The 16,379-nt window shown below is 71.4% G+C and carries 15 protein-coding genes; 11 read left to right on the plus strand and 4 right to left on the minus strand.

The window, feature by feature from the left end; genetic code table 11:
* Positions 1-11: 11 nt before the first annotated feature.
* Positions 12-1,337, plus strand: coding sequence for a hypothetical protein (locus QMF80_RS07360; RefSeq protein ID WP_283450808.1), 1,326 nt, complete (start codon positions 12-14; stop codon positions 1,335-1,337).
* 130 nt (positions 1,338-1,467) lie between these two features.
* On the opposite strand, the gene QMF80_RS07365 is transcribed toward QMF80_RS07360, so the two are convergent.
* Positions 1,468-2,985: a peptide MFS transporter gene (locus tag QMF80_RS07365; protein WP_283450652.1), complete on the minus strand. Its 1,518-nt coding sequence runs from the start codon at positions 2,983-2,985 to the stop codon at positions 1,468-1,470.
* A gap of 490 nt (positions 2,986-3,475) precedes the next feature.
* Here QMF80_RS07365 and QMF80_RS07370 point away from each other — a divergent pair, with 490 nt between their 5' ends.
* Both QMF80_RS07370 and QMF80_RS07375 read left to right on the plus strand, forming a co-directional pair.
* The gene (locus QMF80_RS07370) at positions 3,476-4,153 is read left to right on the plus strand and encodes a response regulator transcription factor (RefSeq protein ID WP_283450654.1); all 678 of its coding nucleotides are present in this window, start codon (positions 3,476-3,478) and stop codon (positions 4,151-4,153) included.
* A gap of 38 nt (positions 4,154-4,191) precedes the next feature.
* Entirely contained in the window at positions 4,192-5,457 is a 1,266-nt protein-coding gene (locus QMF80_RS07375) for a sensor histidine kinase (RefSeq protein WP_283450656.1), read from the plus strand.
* A gap of 43 nt (positions 5,458-5,500) precedes the next feature.
* Here QMF80_RS07375 and QMF80_RS07380 read toward each other — a convergent pair whose 3' ends face one another.
* Positions 5,501-6,040 (minus strand): GtrA family protein, encoded by a 540-nt coding sequence (locus QMF80_RS07380; protein ID WP_283450658.1) that lies wholly within the window; start codon positions 6,038-6,040, stop codon positions 5,501-5,503.
* 156 nt (positions 6,041-6,196) lie between these two features.
* Between QMF80_RS07380 and QMF80_RS07385 the strand changes: the two genes are divergently transcribed.
* The 4 genes from QMF80_RS07385 (at position 6,197) to QMF80_RS07400 (ending at position 10,359) form a co-directional block, all read left to right on the plus strand.
* A complete protein-coding gene (locus QMF80_RS07385; RefSeq protein ID WP_283450659.1) occupies positions 6,197-7,366 on the plus strand; it encodes a 5-(carboxyamino)imidazole ribonucleotide synthase in 1,170 nt (389 codons plus the stop codon).
* A complete protein-coding gene (purE, locus tag QMF80_RS07390) occupies positions 7,363-7,908 on the plus strand; it encodes a 5-(carboxyamino)imidazole ribonucleotide mutase (RefSeq protein WP_283450660.1) in 546 nt (181 codons plus the stop codon). Before QMF80_RS07385 ends, purE begins: the two co-directional genes overlap by 4 nt.
* Positions 7,905-9,101, plus strand: coding sequence for a dipeptidase (locus QMF80_RS07395; RefSeq protein ID WP_283450662.1), 1,197 nt, complete (start codon positions 7,905-7,907; stop codon positions 9,099-9,101). The genes purE and QMF80_RS07395 overlap by 4 nt, the downstream gene beginning before the upstream one ends.
* Before the next feature lie 172 nt (positions 9,102-9,273).
* Complete coding sequence (locus tag QMF80_RS07400) at positions 9,274-10,359, plus strand: membrane dipeptidase (RefSeq protein ID WP_283450664.1); 1,086 nt, start codon at positions 9,274-9,276, stop codon at positions 10,357-10,359.
* 55 nt (positions 10,360-10,414) lie between these two features.
* On the opposite strand, the gene QMF80_RS07405 is transcribed toward QMF80_RS07400, so the two are convergent.
* Positions 10,415-10,780 carry a VOC family protein gene (locus QMF80_RS07405; protein ID WP_283450666.1) on the minus strand — a complete coding sequence of 122 codons (366 nt, stop codon included), beginning with the start codon at positions 10,778-10,780 and terminating at the stop codon, positions 10,415-10,417.
* 102 nt (positions 10,781-10,882) lie between these two features.
* On the opposite strand from QMF80_RS07405, the gene QMF80_RS07410 reads away from it, so the two are divergent.
* On the plus strand, positions 10,883-11,392 hold the full coding sequence (locus tag QMF80_RS07410; RefSeq protein ID WP_283450668.1) for a CGNR zinc finger domain-containing protein: 510 nt from the start codon (positions 10,883-10,885) through the stop codon (positions 11,390-11,392).
* Between the two features lie 136 nt (positions 11,393-11,528).
* Here QMF80_RS07410 and QMF80_RS07415 read toward each other — a convergent pair whose 3' ends face one another.
* The gene (locus QMF80_RS07415; RefSeq protein WP_283450669.1) at positions 11,529-12,869 is read right to left on the minus strand and encodes a UDP-glucose dehydrogenase family protein; all 1,341 of its coding nucleotides are present in this window, start codon (positions 12,867-12,869) and stop codon (positions 11,529-11,531) included.
* A 196-nt stretch (positions 12,870-13,065) separates the two neighbouring features.
* Between QMF80_RS07415 and QMF80_RS07420 the strand changes: the two genes are divergently transcribed.
* From QMF80_RS07420 to QMF80_RS07430, 3 genes are all read left to right on the plus strand, one after another.
* Positions 13,066-14,238 (plus strand): acyl-CoA dehydrogenase family protein, encoded by a 1,173-nt coding sequence (locus QMF80_RS07420; RefSeq protein WP_283450671.1) that lies wholly within the window; start codon positions 13,066-13,068, stop codon positions 14,236-14,238.
* A 105-nt stretch (positions 14,239-14,343) separates the two neighbouring features.
* Positions 14,344-15,426 carry a mannose-1-phosphate guanylyltransferase gene (manB, locus tag QMF80_RS07425; RefSeq protein WP_283450673.1) on the plus strand — a complete coding sequence of 361 codons (1,083 nt, stop codon included), beginning with the start codon at positions 14,344-14,346 and terminating at the stop codon, positions 15,424-15,426.
* A gap of 52 nt (positions 15,427-15,478) precedes the next feature.
* The gene (locus QMF80_RS07430) at positions 15,479-16,300 is read left to right on the plus strand and encodes a polyprenol monophosphomannose synthase (RefSeq protein ID WP_502962790.1); all 822 of its coding nucleotides are present in this window, start codon (positions 15,479-15,481) and stop codon (positions 16,298-16,300) included.
* The last annotated feature ends 79 nt before the right edge of the window (positions 16,301-16,379 follow it).

Below are 16,379 nucleotides of genomic sequence, written 5' to 3' on the forward strand. Positions count from 1 at the left end.
CCCAACGGAGGATGAGCGCGGCCGGGGTCGCGCTGATGCTCGGCGGAGCGGGGATCCTGCTGGCGGCGACCCCCGCCCAGGCCGCCGAGGTCACCTTCAAGACCGAGTGCATCCCGCCCGCGATCGCCAATCTCCCGCCCATCCAGGGCGAGACGACCGTGGAGATCACGGCGCCCGCGACGGCCAAGGTCGGCGACACCGTCGACATCACCTGGAAGACGGTGAAGGCGGCCTCGAAGAACCCGGACCTGCTGGACCTGAACAAGGACGTCGTCCAGCCCAGCGGGAACCTCACCGTGGGCGGGGCGCAGAGCGGCGCCGTCGCGATGCAGGGCCCGCGCCAGAACCCGCCCATCCCCAAGGGCGGCGCGATGGTGCTGCCGGAGATGAAGGGCAAGCTCACGATAGAGAAGGCGGGCGACATCACGCTCACGCCCGACAAGTACACGATCAACGTCAACCAGATCATGACGACCGAGACCAAGTGCTCGCCCAAGGAGACGGTGAAGACCGGGGCGACGATCAAGGTCGGCGGTGGCGGCACCACGGGCGGTACGACGACGGGCGGTACGACGACCACCGGCGGCGCGACCACCACGGGCGGTACGACCACCGGGGGCGCCACGACCACCGGCGGCGCGACCACGACCGGCGGCGCCACCACGGGCGGCGGCGCCACCACGGGCGGCAGCGGCGGCCAGACCGACTTCCCGGGCAAGCCCATCGAGGTCGCCTACGACTGCGGCGCGGTGGTCCCCGGCGGCATCAAGACCCCGGTCACCATCAGCGCCAAGAAGAACGGCGGCGCCTACGACCTCACCGTCAAGACGGCCAAGGGCGCCATGGCCAGCCCCATGGCCCTGCCCGCCGGGGCCCTCAAGCCCTCGATGAACATCAAGCTCGGCGGCGCCGACAGCGGGACGGTCAAGGTCGCGGGCCCGGCCAACGCCGAGCCGATCCCGGACAAGGCCCCGGTCAGCCTGAGCGACATGACCGGCACCTACACCCCCGGCAAGACCGGCAAGGTGACGCTCAGCCCCGACCAGCTGACCATCGACGTGACGATGGCCCCCGGCGCGACGCCCATCAACGTGCCCTGCAAGGCGACCAGCAGCGGTGTCTCGCTGGAGCTGGACACCGCGGCCCAGCCGGGTGGCTCCGGCACCTCGGGTTCGGCCAACGGCGGCGCGGCCGCGGCCGCGGGCGGCCTGGCCCAGACCGGCTCCTCCGACGACGGCGGCATCAAGGCCCTGGCGCTGGTCGCCGGGACCGTGGTGCTGCTCGGCGGCGCGGTCTTCACCTTCACCCCGTGGCGCCGCCTGCGCGGCACGAGGTAGCGGCCCGAGGCAGCCACCCGGGGCAGCGGCGCGAAGGAGCGCCACGAGGAGGCTCGTAGGCCAAGAACGGCGAACGGCCCGGCACACCTTCCGGTGTGCCGGGCCGTTCCGTGCGCGTGGGGGGCGTGCGTCAGTGCACGGTGCCCATCAGTGCCTGGACCTTCTTGCGGTACGAGTGGACCGCGATGCCGGCCAGGACGGCGGCGGCCGCCTGGAGGGCGATGATGCTCAGGCCGTTCAGGTCCACCCCGGCGATGGACAGGAGGCTGGTGGTGCAGTCACCGGCGGTGACGGCGAGGAACCAGACACCCATCATCTGGGAGGCGTACTTCTGCGGCGCCATCTTCGTGGTGACCGAGAGGCCGACCGGGGAGAGGCACAGCTCACCGATGGTCTGGATCATGTAGATCGAGACCAGCCACATCGGGGAGACCTTCGTGCCGTCGCCCGCCATGTTCATCGGGACGATGAAGACGAAGAACGAGGCACCGATCAGGACCAGACCCATCGAGAACTTCACGATGGTGTTCGGTTCCTGGTTCTTGCGCGCCAGCCACAGCCACAGCCAGGCGAAGACCGGAGCCAGCGCCATCACGAAGAGCGGGTTCAGCGACTGGTACCAGGTGGCCGAGAAGCCGAAGCCGAACATGCTGCTGGCGGTCTTGTCATCGGCGAACAGGGAGAGCGTGGAGCCACCCTGGTCGTAGATCATCCAGAAGACCGCGGCGGCCACGAAGAACCAGATGTAGGCCGACATCTTCGACTGTTCGGCCGACGACAGGTCCTTGTCGCGCTTGATGCGCGTCAGCACCGCGATCGGGATGATCAGACCGGCCAGCGTCAGCGGGACCAGCGCCCAGTTCAGCGTGTAGGCACCGAGGGCGATCACCGCGCCGTAGAAGACGGCGATGCCCAGGACCACGACGGCGACCTTGGTGAGGACGACCTTGCGCTCCTCGGCCGACAGCGGGTTCGGGACCAGGCTGCTCTTCGGGCTGAGGTGCTTGGTGCCGAGCAGGAACTGGGTCAGACCCAGGCCCATGCCGACCGCGGCGAGGGCGAAGCCCAGGTGCCAGTTGTATTCCTTGCCCAGCGTGCCGACGGCGAACGGGGCGATGAAGGCACCGAGGTTGATGCCGATGTAGAAGAGGGTGAAGCCACCGTCACGGCGCTTGTCCTCGGGACCCTCGTAGAGGTGGCCGACCATCGTGGAGATGTTGGCCTTCAGCAGACCCGAGCCGACCGCGACCAGGACCAGACCGACGAAGAACATCGCCTGGCCCGGCACCGCCAGCGAGAGGTGACCAGCCATGATCACGAAACCGGCGATGGCGACCGTCTTGCGGGCACCCCAGACGCGGTCACCGAACCAGCCGCCCGGCATGGCCATGAGGTAGACCATGGAGACGTAGACGGAGTAGATGGCCGTGGTGGTGGCCGCGGTCATCGCCAGGCCGCCACCCTGGCTTCCCGTTGCCGCGTCGGCGCCACCCGAGACCAGGTAGTACACGAGAAGGGCGCGCATGCCGTAGTAGGAGAAACGCTCCCACATCTCGGTCATGAACAGAGTGGCCAGGCCACGGGGGTGGCCGAAGAAGGTCTTATCGGTGGACGGGTCCACCGGCTCCTTCGTCAGGCTGGAAGCCATGGTCGATCCTTGCTTGATCGGGACGCTTCGCTTCGTGAGCGGTACAGCGCCCGGTGGGGGGTGGCCGGCACCGGCGACGTGCGTCCCACCCCACGCCCGGGGGTCTCGCAGCCTGCGCGGCGGCGAAGGGACATCCGTAACCGGGATCCACGCCCTGTCGCGCATCTTCGCGCGCAGGGCCCGGCCCACAGGTCATTCACTGTCATCAAGCCCGGAAAGGGCAGTCCGTACAGACTGCCTCGCCGGTCAGGACAGAAATAGCGACCTTTGGCTCGCTTTTCGGCACAAAGGTCACTGAGGTAGTGCATCAGGCGTCTCGACACCATACGACACGACACTGCGGCATATGAAAGTACTTGAGATATGGATCACAGGTGAGCAGGGAACCGATTGAGCATATTCGAAGGTGTCGTACCCCTCAACGCACGAGATCCACAGGGGTGTCCAGGTGCAGCCCTGAGCCTGCCCGCCGCGGACTACCATCACCCCCATGACGCGTGTACTGCTCGCCGAGGACGACGCATCCATCTCGGAACCCCTGGCCCGCGCCCTGCGCAGGGAGGGCTACGAGGTCGAGGTCCGCGAGGACGGACCGACCGCGCTGGACGCGGGACTGCAGGGCGGCGTCGATCTTGTCGTCCTGGACCTGGGCCTGCCCGGGATGGACGGGCTGGAGGTCGCCCGACGGCTGCGTGCCGAGGGTCACGGCTTCCCGATCCTGGTGCTGACCGCCCGGGCGGACGAGGTCGACACCGTGGTCGGACTGGATGCCGGAGCCGACGACTATGTGACCAAGCCCTTCCGGCTCGCCGAACTGCTCGCCCGGGTCCGGGCCCTGCTCCGGCGCGGCGCCGCCGAACCGGCCCAGCCCCCCGCCACCCACGGGGTGCGGATCGACGTCGAGTCGCACCGCGCCTGGATGGGGGAGGAGGAGCTCCAGCTGACGGCCAAGGAGTTCGACCTGCTGCGCGTCCTGGTCCGCGACGCGGGCCGGGTCGTCACCCGCGACCAGCTCATGCGCGAGGTCTGGGACACCACCTGGTGGTCCTCCACCAAGACCCTGGACATGCACATCTCCTGGCTGCGCAAGAAGCTGGGCGACGACGCCGCGAACCCGCGCTACATCGCCACGGTCCGGGGCGTCGGCTTCCGCTTCGAGAAGAGCTGAGCCGCGGAGCAGGGCGTCCTTAGGGCATCCTCTAGGGCATGCGCCGCCGCCTGATCAACTCCACGCTCGCCGTGGTGCTCGTAGTGATCGCCGTGTTCGGGATCTCCCTGGTGATCGTGGAGACCCGGACGATCACCAGCAGCGCCCAGGAGAGCGTCGAATCCGAGGCCCTGCGTCTCGTCGGCATCGTCGAGTCGAACGTGCTGGAGAAGAAGGCGGTCGACGCCCGGTCGCTCGGCGAACAGCTCGCCGCGGGCCGTCACGCCCGCATCATGGTCCCCGGCGAGATGCCGGTCGAGATCGGCGTGCCCATCGACGGCAGCTCCCTGCGCGGCACCGCCAAGGGCGAACAGGGCGAGAGCGTCGTCGTCGAGGAGTCCCGCTCCACGGTCACCAAGGAGGTCGGCCGCACCCTGGCGGTGGTCGGCGCGGTCGCGCTGCTGGCCGTCGTGGCGGCCGTACTCCTCGCCGTACGCCAGGCCAACCGGCTGGCCTCACCGCTCACCGACCTCGCCGAGACGGCCGAGCGCCTGGGCTCCGGGGACCCGCGCCCCCGGCACAAGCGGTACGGGGTCCCCGAGCTGGACCGGGTCGCGGACGTCCTGGACGCCAGCGCGGAGCGCATCGGGCGGATGCTGACCGCCGAGCGGCGCCTCGCCGCCGACGCCTCGCACCAGCTGCGGACCCCGCTGACCGCGCTGTCGATGCGGCTGGAGGAGATCACGGTCACGGACGACCTGGAGACCGTACGGGAGGAGGCGAGCATCGCCCTGACCCAGGTGGAGCGGCTCACGGACGTGGTGGAGCGGCTGCTGACCAACTCCCGCGACCCGCGCACGGGCTCGGCGGTCCCCTTCGACCTGGACGAGGTCGTCAAGCAGCAGGTCGAGGAGTGGCGCCCGGCCTACCGCAGCGCCGGACGGGCCGTGGTGCGCTCCGGGAAGCAGGGGATGCGGGCCGTGGGCACGCCGGGCGCGGTCTCCCAGGTGCTGGCCACGCTGATCGAGAACGCCCTGATGCACGGCGGCGGTACGGTCGCCCTGCGCACCCGGGTCACCGGGAACCAGGCGGTCATCGAGGTGACGGACGACGGCCCCGGCGTGCCCCCGGACCTCGGCAACCGGATCTTCGAGCGGGCGATCAGCGGACGGAACTCCACGGGCATCGGCCTCGCCGTGGCCCGTGACCTGGCGGAGGCGGACGGCGGGCGACTGGAGCTGCTCCAGGCGCAGCCGCCGGTGTTCGCCCTGTTCCTGAGCCGGACGGCGCCGGAGCGGGCCGAACTGGAACACACGGTCCGCTAGCGGGCCGCGAAGGGCGCGGGCCGGGGGGGCGGGCAGTCCCGGACTAGTGCCGCGTGGCGGGGCTGGCGGGCTCGGGGGCGAGGGTGTCGTCGTTGCCCTCGCGCTGCGCGGCGACCACGGTCGACGCGGGGGCGGGAGCGGCCTCCGGCAGCGCCCGGAACACCCAGGTGCGGTAGGACCAGAAGCGGAACACGGTCGCGACGCCCATGCCGAGGAACTTGAACAGGTTGCTCTGCAGGTTGCTGTCCCAGCCGAAGCCGTAGGTGGCCGCATAGAGCACGCCACTCTCGATGATCATGCCGATCAGGCTGAACGCCACGAAGAGCGTCATTTCGCGGCGTCGGCCGCCGCGGTCGCGGTCGCGGTAGGTGAAATACCGGAACCCGATGTAATTGCTGATGATCGCCACGATGATGGCTATGACGCTCGCGCGCACGACCGCCAGATCGGTGGTGTGCCGGAGCAGGTTGAAGACGCCGAAATTGACCAGGACGCCGAGGCCGCCGACCGCGCCGAATTTCAGGACTTCCCGGCCGATGGCGCGGAAGCGTCCGGACGGCGTGATGTGTTTCGGCGTACTCATGTGGCGGCTCAGTCCCTGACGGTCGACGGTTCGAACCTGTCCATGTTAAGTGTCGGCCCCATGAAACGCGTGTGCCTTCCGACACTCGCGCGGAGCAGCGGGCCGGACGCGCGTAGACCTCTTCGGGCCACCCGGCGGGGACCGGCCGGAGTCCGAATGGCGGAATCAGGCCGATACCCTGGAGGAGTGACGTTCCCGGTAGTCGGCATGGTCGGCGGCGGACAGCTCGCCCGCATGACCCACGAGGCGGGTATCCCCCTCGGCATCAAATTCAAGATCCTCAGTGACACCCCACAGGACTCGGCGGCCCAGGTCGTGCGCGATGTCGTCATCGGCGACTATCGCGATCTGGCGACGCTGCGCGCCTTCGCGCGCGGCTGCGACGTGATCACCTTCGATCACGAGCACGTACCCACCGAGCACCTGCGGGCCCTGGAAGCGGACGGCGTTCCCGTCCGCCCGGGGCCCGGCGCGTTGGTGCACGCACAAGACAAAGGGGTGATGCGCGCCAAACTCGACGAGATCGGCGCACCCAGCCCCCGCCACCGGATCGTGAGCGATCCGGCGGACGCGGTGGCCTTCGCGGCCGAGGTCGGCGGGTTCCCCGTGATCCTCAAGACCGTGCGCGGCGGGTACGACGGCAAGGGCGTGTGGTTCGTGCGCACCGAGGAGGACGCGCACGCGCCCTTCAAGGCGGGCGTGCCCGTACTGGCCGAGGAGAAGGTGGAGTACGTACGGGAGCTGGCGGCCAACATCGTCCGCTCCCCGCACGGCCAGGCCGTGGCGTACCCGGTCGTCGAGTCCGTCCAGGTCGACGGGGTCTGCGACACGGTGATCGCCCCGGCCCCGAACCTCTCGGAGGCCCTCGCGGGCGAGGCCCAGGCCCTCGCCCTGCGGATCGCCAAGGAACTCGACGTGACCGGCCACCTGGCGGTCGAGCTGTTCGAGACCACCGACGGCCGGATCCTGGTCAACGAACTGGCCATGCGCCCGCACAACTCCGGGCACTGGACCCAGGACGGCGCGATGACCTCGCAGTTCGCCAACCACGTACGGGCGGTCCTGGACCTCCCGCTCGGCGACCCGCGCCCGCGCGCCCGCTGGACGGTCATGGCCAACGTCCTGGGCGGCGACTACCCCGACATGTACGCGGCGTACCTGCACTGCATGGCGCACGATCCGCAGCTGAAGATCCACATGTACGGCAAGGACGTGAAGCCCGGACGCAAGGTGGGCCACGTCAACACCTACGGCGACGACCTGGACGACGTGCTGGAGCGCGCACGCCACGCTGCCGGATACCTCAGAGGAACGATCACCGAATGAGCACCACTGGTACCTCTTCCGCAGGGCCCGTCGTCGGCATCGTCATGGGCTCGGACTCCGACTGGCCGGTCATGGAGGCCGCGGCCAAGGCGCTGGACGAGTTCGAGGTCCCGTACGAGGTCGACGTGGTCTCGGCGCACCGGATGCCGCGCGAGATGATCGCGTACGGCGAGCAGGCCGCCGGGCGCGGGCTGAAGGCGGTCATCGCGGGCGCGGGCGGGGCCGCGCACCTGCCCGGGATGCTCGCTTCGGTGACCCCGCTGCCCGTGATCGGCGTACCGGTTCCGCTCAAGTACCTCGACGGCATGGACTCGCTGCTGTCGATCGTCCAGATGCCCGCCGGGGTTCCCGTCGCCACCGTCTCGGTCGGCGGCGCGCGCAACGCCGGGCTGCTGGCCGTACGGATCCTCGCCACCCAGGACGCGGAACTGATGACCCGGATGCGGGAGTTCCAGCAGGAGCTGAACGACCAGGCCACCGAGAAGGGCAAGCGGCTGCGGACCAAGATCGCGGGCGCCGGCTCCTTCGGGTTCGGCGCGTGAGCGCGGGGAGCGCGGGGGCCGCCGGGGACCGGCTCGCCGAGGCGCGGGAGCTGCTCGCCGAGCACCCGGTCGTCGACGGCCACAACGACCTCCCGTGGGCGCTGCGCAACCAGGTCCGCTACGACTTCGCCCGCCGGGACATCGCCGCCGACCAGTCGGCCCACCTGCACACCGACATCCCCCGGCTGCGCGCCGGCGGGGTCGGGGCGCAGTTCTGGTCCGTCTACGTCCGCTCCGACTTCGCGGGCGACGAGGCGGTCAGCGCCACCCTGGAGCAGATGGACGCGGTCGGCCAGCTGATCGAGCGCTACCCGCACGACCTGGTGCGGGCGCTGACGGCGGACGACATGGAGGCGGCGCGCGCGCAGGGCCGGATCGCCTCGCTGATGGGCGCCGAGGGCGGCCACTCCATCAATAACTCGCTCGCCACCCTGCGCTCCCTGCACCGCCTCGGCGTGCGGTACATGACGCTCACGCACAACGACACGATCGACTGGGCGGACTCGGCGACCGACGAGCCGCGCCACGGCGGGCTCACCGAGTTCGGCCGCGAGGTCGTGCGCGAGATGAACCGCGTCGGCATGCTGGTGGACCTCTCGCACGTGGCCGCCACGACGATGCGCGACGCGCTCGCCGTCTCGGTGGCGCCGGTGATCTTCTCGCACTCGTCCGCGCTGGCGGTCTGCGACCACCCGCGCAACATCCCGGACGACGTGCTCGCGCTGCTCCCGGCCAACGGGGGCGTGGCCATGGCCACCTTCGTGCCGAAGTTCATCCTCCCGGAGGCGGTGGCCTGGACGGCGTCCGCCGACGAGAACCTGCGCGCGCACGGGCTGCACCACCTGGACACCGGGGCCGAGGCGATGGCCCTGCACCGGGCCTTCGAGGCGGCGAACCCGCGGCCGGTCGCCACGGCCGCCACGGTGGCCGACCACCTGGACCACATGCGCGAGGTCGCGGGCGTGGACCACATCGGCATCGGCGGGGACTTCGACGGCACGGCCTTCACCCCGTCCGGGCTGGACGACGTGTCCGGTTACCCGAACCTGATCGCCGAGCTGCTGACGCGCGGCTGGTCGTCGGCCGACCTGGCGAAGCTGACGTGGTCGAACGCGGTACGGGCGCTGCGCGACGCGGAGGCGGTGGCGGCGGACCTCTCGGCGAGCCGGGGTCCGTCGAACGCGGTGCTGTAGCGGTGCCGTAGCGGTCGGCGCCCCTCCGGTGCGGCGGGCCGGAGGGCGGGTGGCGCGGGGGCCGGGGCTCCGCGCCACCCGAACGCCACATCCGCCGCGAACCCGCGCGCCCCTCATGTCACGGTGGCAACACTTCTCCCTCCCCGCTGCCGCCGAGACCGGAGCGAACGCCATGGCCGACCTGCAGGACGATCCCGCACACGTGGGTTCAGCCCCCGCCGCCCCCGGCTCCCTCGGAGCCGACCCCGGATCCGAGGCCGCTCCCGCCGCGGTGCTCGCCGGTGCCCTGGACCGCGCCGCCGCGCTGCTGGCCGTCCACCCCGTCGCGGACGGGTGCAACACCCTGCTGTGGACGCTGCGCCAGAGCCCGTACCACGACAACATCGACACCCCCGAGGGCGGTGTGGACACCGACATCCCCCGGCTGCGGGCCGGTGTGGTGGGGGCCCAGTTCTGGTCGCTGCTGACCCCGGGGCCGGACCGGGTGATCGAGGAGACCCTGGAGCAGCTCGACGTCGCGCACAGCCTGCTGCGCCGCTACCCCGACAGCCTGAGCCTCGCCCTGGCCGCCGACGACATGGCCGACGCGCGCAACCGGGGGCGGATCGCCTCGTTCCTGGGCCCCGCGCCCGGGCGGGCGCTGACCGACTCGCTCGGCACCCTGAGGGCCTTCCACGCCCTGGGCGTACGGAGCATGGCCCCGGCGGGCGCCGAATGGGCGGACCGGGGGCTGACGGCTTTCGGGCACGAGGTGGTGCGCGAGCTGAACCGGCTCGCGGTGCTGATCGACCTGACAGGGTGCGAGGACGCGGTGGCGGTGCAGATCACGGGTGCCTCGAAGGCGCCCGTTCTGATCTCCCACACGGCCTCGGCCGCGCTGACCCCGCACCCGGGCAACGTCTCGGACGAGGTGCTGCGCGCCCTGCGGGCCGCCAACGGGCTGTGCATGGTCACCTTCGCGACCGCCCGGACCGGGGACTCGCTGCACGCGGTGGCGGACCACCTGGACCACGTACGGGCGGTGGCGGGCCCGCACTGCGTCGGCCTCGGCGCGGCCTTCGGCGGGGAACCGCCCACCCCCCGCCCGGTGGGCCTGACCGACCCGTCCGGCTACCCTCGGCTGATCGCGGAACTCCTCGACCGGGGATGGCCGGAATCCGAGCTGGCGCTCCTGACCTGGGGCAACGCCCAACGGGTGCTGCGCGACGCGGAGTTCACCGCGCGCGCGGCCCAGCACCGCCGCGGCGGCTCCGCCTGACGCCACCGCGGCGCCGCACGGTCCGGCCCGGCGCGTCCGGCGCGTCCGCCCGCCGTCAGCAGGCGCAGAGGCACACCGGGTGGCCCGCCGGGTCGGCGTAGACCCGCCAGGTCCGGCCCGGCTCGCCCTGGTCCAGCGGCGTCGCGCCCAGGGCCAGGATCTCGGCCTCCGCCGCGTCCAGGTCGGTCACGGTCAGGTCCAGGTGGAACTGCTGGGGGGCCTCGGGCGAGGGCCACTGCGGCCGGACGTGGCCCGGGGCCAGCTGGAAGGCGAGGGGCGTGCCCTCGTGGCCGGTGAGGTCCACCCAGGACGCGTCGTCGTCCGGGCTGGGCGTGCCGCCGAGCAGGGCGGCGTAGAAACCGGCGAGGGCGAGCGGGTCGGGACAGTCGAGTACGACGGCACCGAGCGTGGCGAGGGCCATGATCTCTCCTGACAACGGGAGGGTTACCGGTAGCGGAGGTCTACCGGTAACCCCGACTCTACGCGTTACCCGTTGGCTGGTCCAAGGGGTAACGTCGCAGACATGAGTGGCGTACGAGCACCGGCACCGGGGGGCCTCGCGCTGGTGGAGGACCTCGTCAACACGCTGAGCGTGGACACGGGCGAGGACCGCCTCGCGGCGGAGTTCGGGCTGTCCGGGCGGGCCCTCGCCGGGGCGGTCACGCTGCGGGAGTGCCTGCGCGCCGCCTGCCGGGCCCACGCGGGCCACGCCGTGCCCCCGGGCCGCCTCGACACCCTGAACGAGCTGCTGGCCGGGGTCCCGCTGCTGGTCCGGATCGGCCCGGACGGCGCCGCGAGGGTGCTCCCGGCGCGGGAACCGACGGGGGAGTCCGGCCTGACCGCCCGGGTCGCGGACGCGATCGCCCGGGCGGCGGCCGACGGCACCTGGACCCGGCTCAAGGCCTGCGAGGCGCCGGACTGCCAGTGGGCCTACTACGACCGCAGCCCGGCGGGCCGGGGCCGCTGGTGCGTGATGGCGGTCTGCGGCTCCCGCGCCAAGATGCGCACCTACCGCGCGGCCCGCACCGCGTAGGCGCGCGGCAGGTGGGCCCGCACGGTGCGGACCCGCGGCGCTGGCCCGTACGGGGCGGGCCCGTACCGCCCACGGCGTGTCCCCGCCCCGCGCGGGACGAGGGGTCGGCTCGGGCGCGCGGGACGAGAGGTCGGGCTCAGGCGCGCGGGCGCCCCATCGCGCGGTAGGTCCAGCCCGCCGCCCGCCACCGTGCGGAGTCCAGCGCGTTGCGCCCGTCCAGGATCAGCCGGTCCGACACCAGCGGGCCCAGCGCCGCCGGGTCCAGCTCGCGGAACTCGCGCCATTCGGTGAGGTGCAGGACCACGTCCGCGCCCGTGACCGCCGCCACCGCGGAGTCGGCGTAGGCCAGGGTCGGGAAGACCCGACGGGCGTTGTCCATGCCCTTGGGGTCGTACACGGTGACCTGGCCGCCCTGGAGGTGGATCTGACCCGCCACGTTCAGCGCGGGCGAGTCCCGTACGTCGTCCGAGTCCGGCTTGAAGGTGGCCCCGAGCACGGCGACGCGCTTGCCGAGGAAGGAGCCGCCGACCGCGTCCCGGGCCAGCTCGACCATGTGCCCGCGGCGCCGCATGTTGATGGAGTCGACCTCGCGCAGGAAGGTCAGCGCCTGGTCGGCGCCCAGCTCGCCCGCCCGCGCCATGAAGGCCCGGATGTCCTTGGGCAGGCAGCCGCCGCCGAAGCCGATCCCGGCGCGCAGGAACTTCGCGCCGATCCGGTCGTCGTGCCCGATCGCCTCGGCCAGCTTGGCCACGTCGCCGCCCGCCGCCTCGCAGACCTCGGCCATCGCGTTGATGAAGGAGATCTTCGTGGCGAGGAAGGAGTTCGCGGCGGTCTTGACCAGTTCGGCCGTCGGGAAGTCGGTGACCACCAGCGGCGAACCCTCGCCGAGCGGGACCGCGTACACCTCGCGCAGCACCTTCTCCGCGGACTCGCCCTGGACGCCGATCACGATCCGGTCCGGGTGCAGGGTGTCCTGGACCGCGAAGCCCTCCCGCAGGAACTCCGGGTTCCAGGCCAGCTCCACGTCGGCGCCCGCCGGGGCCAGTTCGGCCAGCCGGGCCGCCAGCCGCTCGGCCGAGCCCACCGGCACGGTGGACTTGCCGACCACCAGCGCGGGCCGGGTCAGGTGCGGGGCCAGCGATTCCATCGCGGAGTCGACATAGGACATGTCGCAGGCGTACTCGCCGTGCTTCTGCGGGGTGTTCACACAGACGAAGTGGACGTCGCCGAAGGCGCCGACCTCCTCCCAGGAGGTGGTGAAGCGCAGTCGGCCGCTGGAGCCCGGCAGGCCGGCGACGTGCGCGCCGAGTAGTTCCTCCAGTCCGGGTTCGTACATCGGGACCCGGCCCGCGGCCAGCATCTCGATCTTCTCCGGGACGATGTCCAGCCCCAGCACCTCGAAGCCCAGTTCGGCCATGGCGGCGGCGTGGGTGGCGCCGAGATACCCGGTGCCGATCACGGTGATCTTGGGGGCCATACGTGCTCCAAAGGTGCGGGGCCGATTGCGGCCACCGAGCATAGTCGGGCCCGGACGGGGGGACGTTCCCCCGTGTCCCGCCCCTGCTGTCACGCAGCTCACGTGCGACTCACGTATGCGTGGAGGGGCCGGGACACTAAGCTCAGGGTTACTTAACGGTAGTTAGCATCACGCATCACCTTGGGGAGTGAGAGTCTTGGCGGGTTCTGCCGACTTCGACCTGTACCGCCCGGCCGAGGAGCACGACATGCTCCGCGAGTCGGTCCGCTCGCTCGCCGAGGCCAAGATCCTGCCGTTCGCGGCCGCCGTCGACGAGGAGTCCCGCTTCCCGCAGGAGGCCCTCGACGCGCTCGTCGCCAGCGACCTGCACGCCGTCCACGTTCCGGAGAGCTACGGCGGCGCGGGCGCCGACGCCCTCGCCACCGTGATCGTGATCGAGGAAGTGGCCCGCGTCTGCGCCTCCTCCTCGCTGATCCCGGCGGTCAACAAGCTCGGTTCGCTCCCGGTGATCCTCTCCGGCTCCGAGGAGCTGAAGGCGAAGTACCTCGGCCCGCTGGCCAAGGGCGACGCGATGTTCTCGTACGCCCTCTCCGAGCCCGACGCGGGCTCGGACGCGGCGGGCATGAAGACCCGCGCGGTGCGCGACGGCGACTTCTGGGTGCTCAACGGAGTCAAGCGCTGGATCACCAACGCGGGCGTCTCCGAGTACTACACCGTGATGGCCGTCACCGACCCGGAGAAGCGCTCCAAGGGCATCAGCGCCTTCGTCGTCGAGAAGAGCGACGAGGGCGTCTCCTTCGGCGCCCCGGAGAAGAAGCTCGGCATCAAGGGCTCGCCGACCCGCGAGGTCTACCTCGACAACGTGCGCATCCCGGCCGACCGCATGATCGGCGCCGAGGGCACCGGCTTCGCGACCGCCATGAAGACCCTGGACCACACCCGCATCACCATCGCGGCCCAGGCGATCGGCATCGCCCAGGGCGCCCTGGACTACGCCAAGGGCTACGTCCAGGAGCGCAAGCAGTTCGGCAAGCCGATCGGCGACTTCCAGGGCGTGCAGTTCATGCTCGCGGACATGGCCATGAAGCTGGAGGCCGCCCGCCAGCTGACGTACGCGGCCGCCGCCCGCTCCGAGCGCGTCTCCGCCGGAGGCCCCCACGAGGACCTCACGTTCTTCGGCGCGGCCGCCAAGTGCTTCGCCTCCGACGTGGCCATGGAGGTCACCACGGACGCCGTCCAACTGCTCGGCGGCTACGGCTACACCCGCGACTACCCGGTCGAGCGCATGATGCGCGACGCCAAGATCACCCAGATCTATGAGGGAACCAACCAGGTCCAGCGCATCGTCATGGCACGTAACCTGCCGTAACGCGCGCCACGGCCGGAGGGGGTCACGGACCTCCTCCGGCCTTCGCATGTCCCCGGGTGGGCTAAATTTGGTCCTTCGTGCGCCCGATTCTGCTGTGGAGAAGATATGACGCAAGCGATCCTGCTGGTCGGTGGGCAGGGGACGCGACTGCGCCCTGTCACGGTGAACACCCCGAAGCCGATGGTCGCGGCCGCCGGTGTGCCGTTCCTCGCCCATCAGATAGCCAGGGCCGCCGACGCGGGCGTCACGCACATCGTGATGGCCACCTGCTACCTGGCCGAGGTCTTCGAGCCCTACTTCGGTGACGGCTCCGCCTTCGGAGTCCACCTCGAATACGTCGTCGAGGACGAGCCCCTCGGCACCGGCGGCGCCATCCGCAACGCGGCCGAACTGCTCACCGGCGGCCCCGACGAGCCCGTCCTCGTCTTCAACGGCGACATCCTGACCGGCCTGGACATCCGCGGCCTGGTCGATTCCCACGTGGCCGCCGACGCCGACGTCTCCATGCACCTGGTGCGTGTCGAGGACCCGCGCGCGTTCGGTCTCGTGCCCACCGACTCCGAGGGGCGGGTGCTGGCCTTCACCGAGAAGCCGCAGACGCCCGAGGAGATCGTGACCGACCAGATCAACGCGGGCTGCTACGTCTTCCGCCGCTCGGTGATCGATTCGATCCCGGCCGGCCGCGCGGTCTCCGTCGAGCGCGAGACGTTCCCCGGACTGCTCGCCTCGGGCGCCAAGCTCCACGGCAAGACCGAGGACACCTACTGGCTGGACCTCGGCAAGCCCGAGTCCTTCGTCCAGGCCTCCGCCGATCTGGTCCGCGGCATCGTGAGCTCCCCGGCCGTTCCCGGCCCGCGCGGCGAGGCACTCGTTCTGCCCGGTGCACAGGTGGCGGACGACGCGAAGGTTTCGGGAGGTACCGTTGTAGGGGTCGGCGCCCGGATCGAGTCGGGTGCCGTCGTCCTGGGTTCCATCGTGCTGGACGGCGCCGTCATCGGTCCGGACACGCACGTGACCGCCAGCCTGATCGGGGCCGGCGCCGCCGTGGGCGCGCGCACGGTGCTGGACGGCGCGGTCATCGGGGACGGCGCACTGGTGGGGGCCGACAACGAACTTCGCGCGGGGGTGCGGGTGTGGTGCGGGGCTGAACTGCCCCCCGCCGCCGTGCGCTTCTCCTCGGACCGGTGACTCCGGGGCCGGTGGATACGCGTACCGACCGACTTCAGTGAGGCATAACCCTGTGATAAGCGAGCAGAAGACCCCCGGCGAGACCCCGGCCCAGGACGCCACCGCGTCCACCAAGCTCCCCGACGCGTGGGCGCACACCCCGTTGACCGTGGTCATGCCCACGTACAACGAGGCGGGCAACCTGCCGGGCATGGCCGAGCTGCTGATGGCCCTCGACCTGCCCGGCCTGCGCCTGCTGGTCGTCGACGACTCCTCGCCCGACGGCACCGGCCAGATCGCCGAGGACCTCGCCGAGGGCCACCTCGCCGAGGACGGCACCCCCCGCATGACGGTCCTGCACCGCACCACGAAGGACGGCCTCGGCCGCGCCTACGCCGCGGGCATGGCCAAGGCCGTCGAGGACGGCGCCCACTACGTCCTCCAGATGGACGCCGACGGCTCGCACCCCGCGGCCAAGATCGCCGAGATGCTGGGCGTGGCCATGTCCACCGGCGCCGGTCTCGTCGTCGGCAGCCGCTACGTTCCCGGCGGCACCCTCTCCGACGCCTGGGGCGCCCACCGCAAGCTGCTCTCCCGCTGGGCCAACGCCTACGCGAGCACCATCCTGGGCACCCGCGTCCGGGACATCACCGGCGGCTTCAACATGTGGAGCGCCGACGCGCTGCGCGCCATCGACCTGGCGTCGGTCGGCAGCGCGGGCTACAGCTTCCAGGTGGAGATGAAGTTCAAGGCGCTGCGCCGCGACTTCCAGGTCATGGAGGTCCCGATCCACTTCGAGGACCGCACCATCGGCGAGTCCAAGATGAACCTCGCGGTTCAGCTGGAGTCCATCGCCATGCCGTGGAAGCTGCGCGCCCGCGCCGGCAAGCGCTGACCTGACGGCCGGATGACGCGAAGGGCCCACCGGACGTCGTCCGGTGGGCCCTTCGCGTACGGTGCGCCCCGGTCACGGC

It is taken from the genome of Streptomyces sp. G-G2, assembly GCF_030063135.1.
Taxonomy (GTDB): domain Bacteria; phylum Actinomycetota; class Actinomycetes; order Streptomycetales; family Streptomycetaceae; genus Streptomyces.

What these genes read in the sequence shown, in the direction of transcription:
- QMF80_RS07360 (WP_283450808.1), top strand. Translation starts at nt 12, where the DNA reads ATGAGCGCGGCCGGGGTCGCGCTGATGCTCGGCGGAGCGGGGATCCTG.
- QMF80_RS07365 (WP_283450652.1), bottom strand. Translation starts at nt 2,985, where the DNA reads ATGGCTTCCAGCCTGACGAAGGAGCCGGTGGACCCGTCCACCGATAAG.
- QMF80_RS07370 (WP_283450654.1), top strand. Translation starts at nt 3,476, where the DNA reads ATGACGCGTGTACTGCTCGCCGAGGACGACGCATCCATCTCGGAACCC.
- QMF80_RS07375 (WP_283450656.1), top strand. Translation starts at nt 4,192, where the DNA reads ATGCGCCGCCGCCTGATCAACTCCACGCTCGCCGTGGTGCTCGTAGTG.
- QMF80_RS07380 (WP_283450658.1), bottom strand. Translation starts at nt 6,040, where the DNA reads ATGAGTACGCCGAAACACATCACGCCGTCCGGACGCTTCCGCGCCATC.
- QMF80_RS07385 (WP_283450659.1), top strand. Translation starts at nt 6,197, where the DNA reads ATGGCGGAATCAGGCCGATACCCTGGAGGAGTGACGTTCCCGGTAGTC.
- purE (WP_283450660.1), top strand. Translation starts at nt 7,363, where the DNA reads ATGAGCACCACTGGTACCTCTTCCGCAGGGCCCGTCGTCGGCATCGTC.
- QMF80_RS07400 (WP_283450664.1), top strand. Translation starts at nt 9,274, where the DNA reads ATGGCCGACCTGCAGGACGATCCCGCACACGTGGGTTCAGCCCCCGCC.
- QMF80_RS07405 (WP_283450666.1), bottom strand. Translation starts at nt 10,780, where the DNA reads ATGGCCCTCGCCACGCTCGGTGCCGTCGTACTCGACTGTCCCGACCCG.
- QMF80_RS07410 (WP_283450668.1), top strand. Translation starts at nt 10,883, where the DNA reads ATGAGTGGCGTACGAGCACCGGCACCGGGGGGCCTCGCGCTGGTGGAG.
- QMF80_RS07415 (WP_283450669.1), bottom strand. Translation starts at nt 12,869, where the DNA reads ATGGCCCCCAAGATCACCGTGATCGGCACCGGGTATCTCGGCGCCACC.
- manB (WP_283450673.1), top strand. Translation starts at nt 14,344, where the DNA reads ATGACGCAAGCGATCCTGCTGGTCGGTGGGCAGGGGACGCGACTGCGC.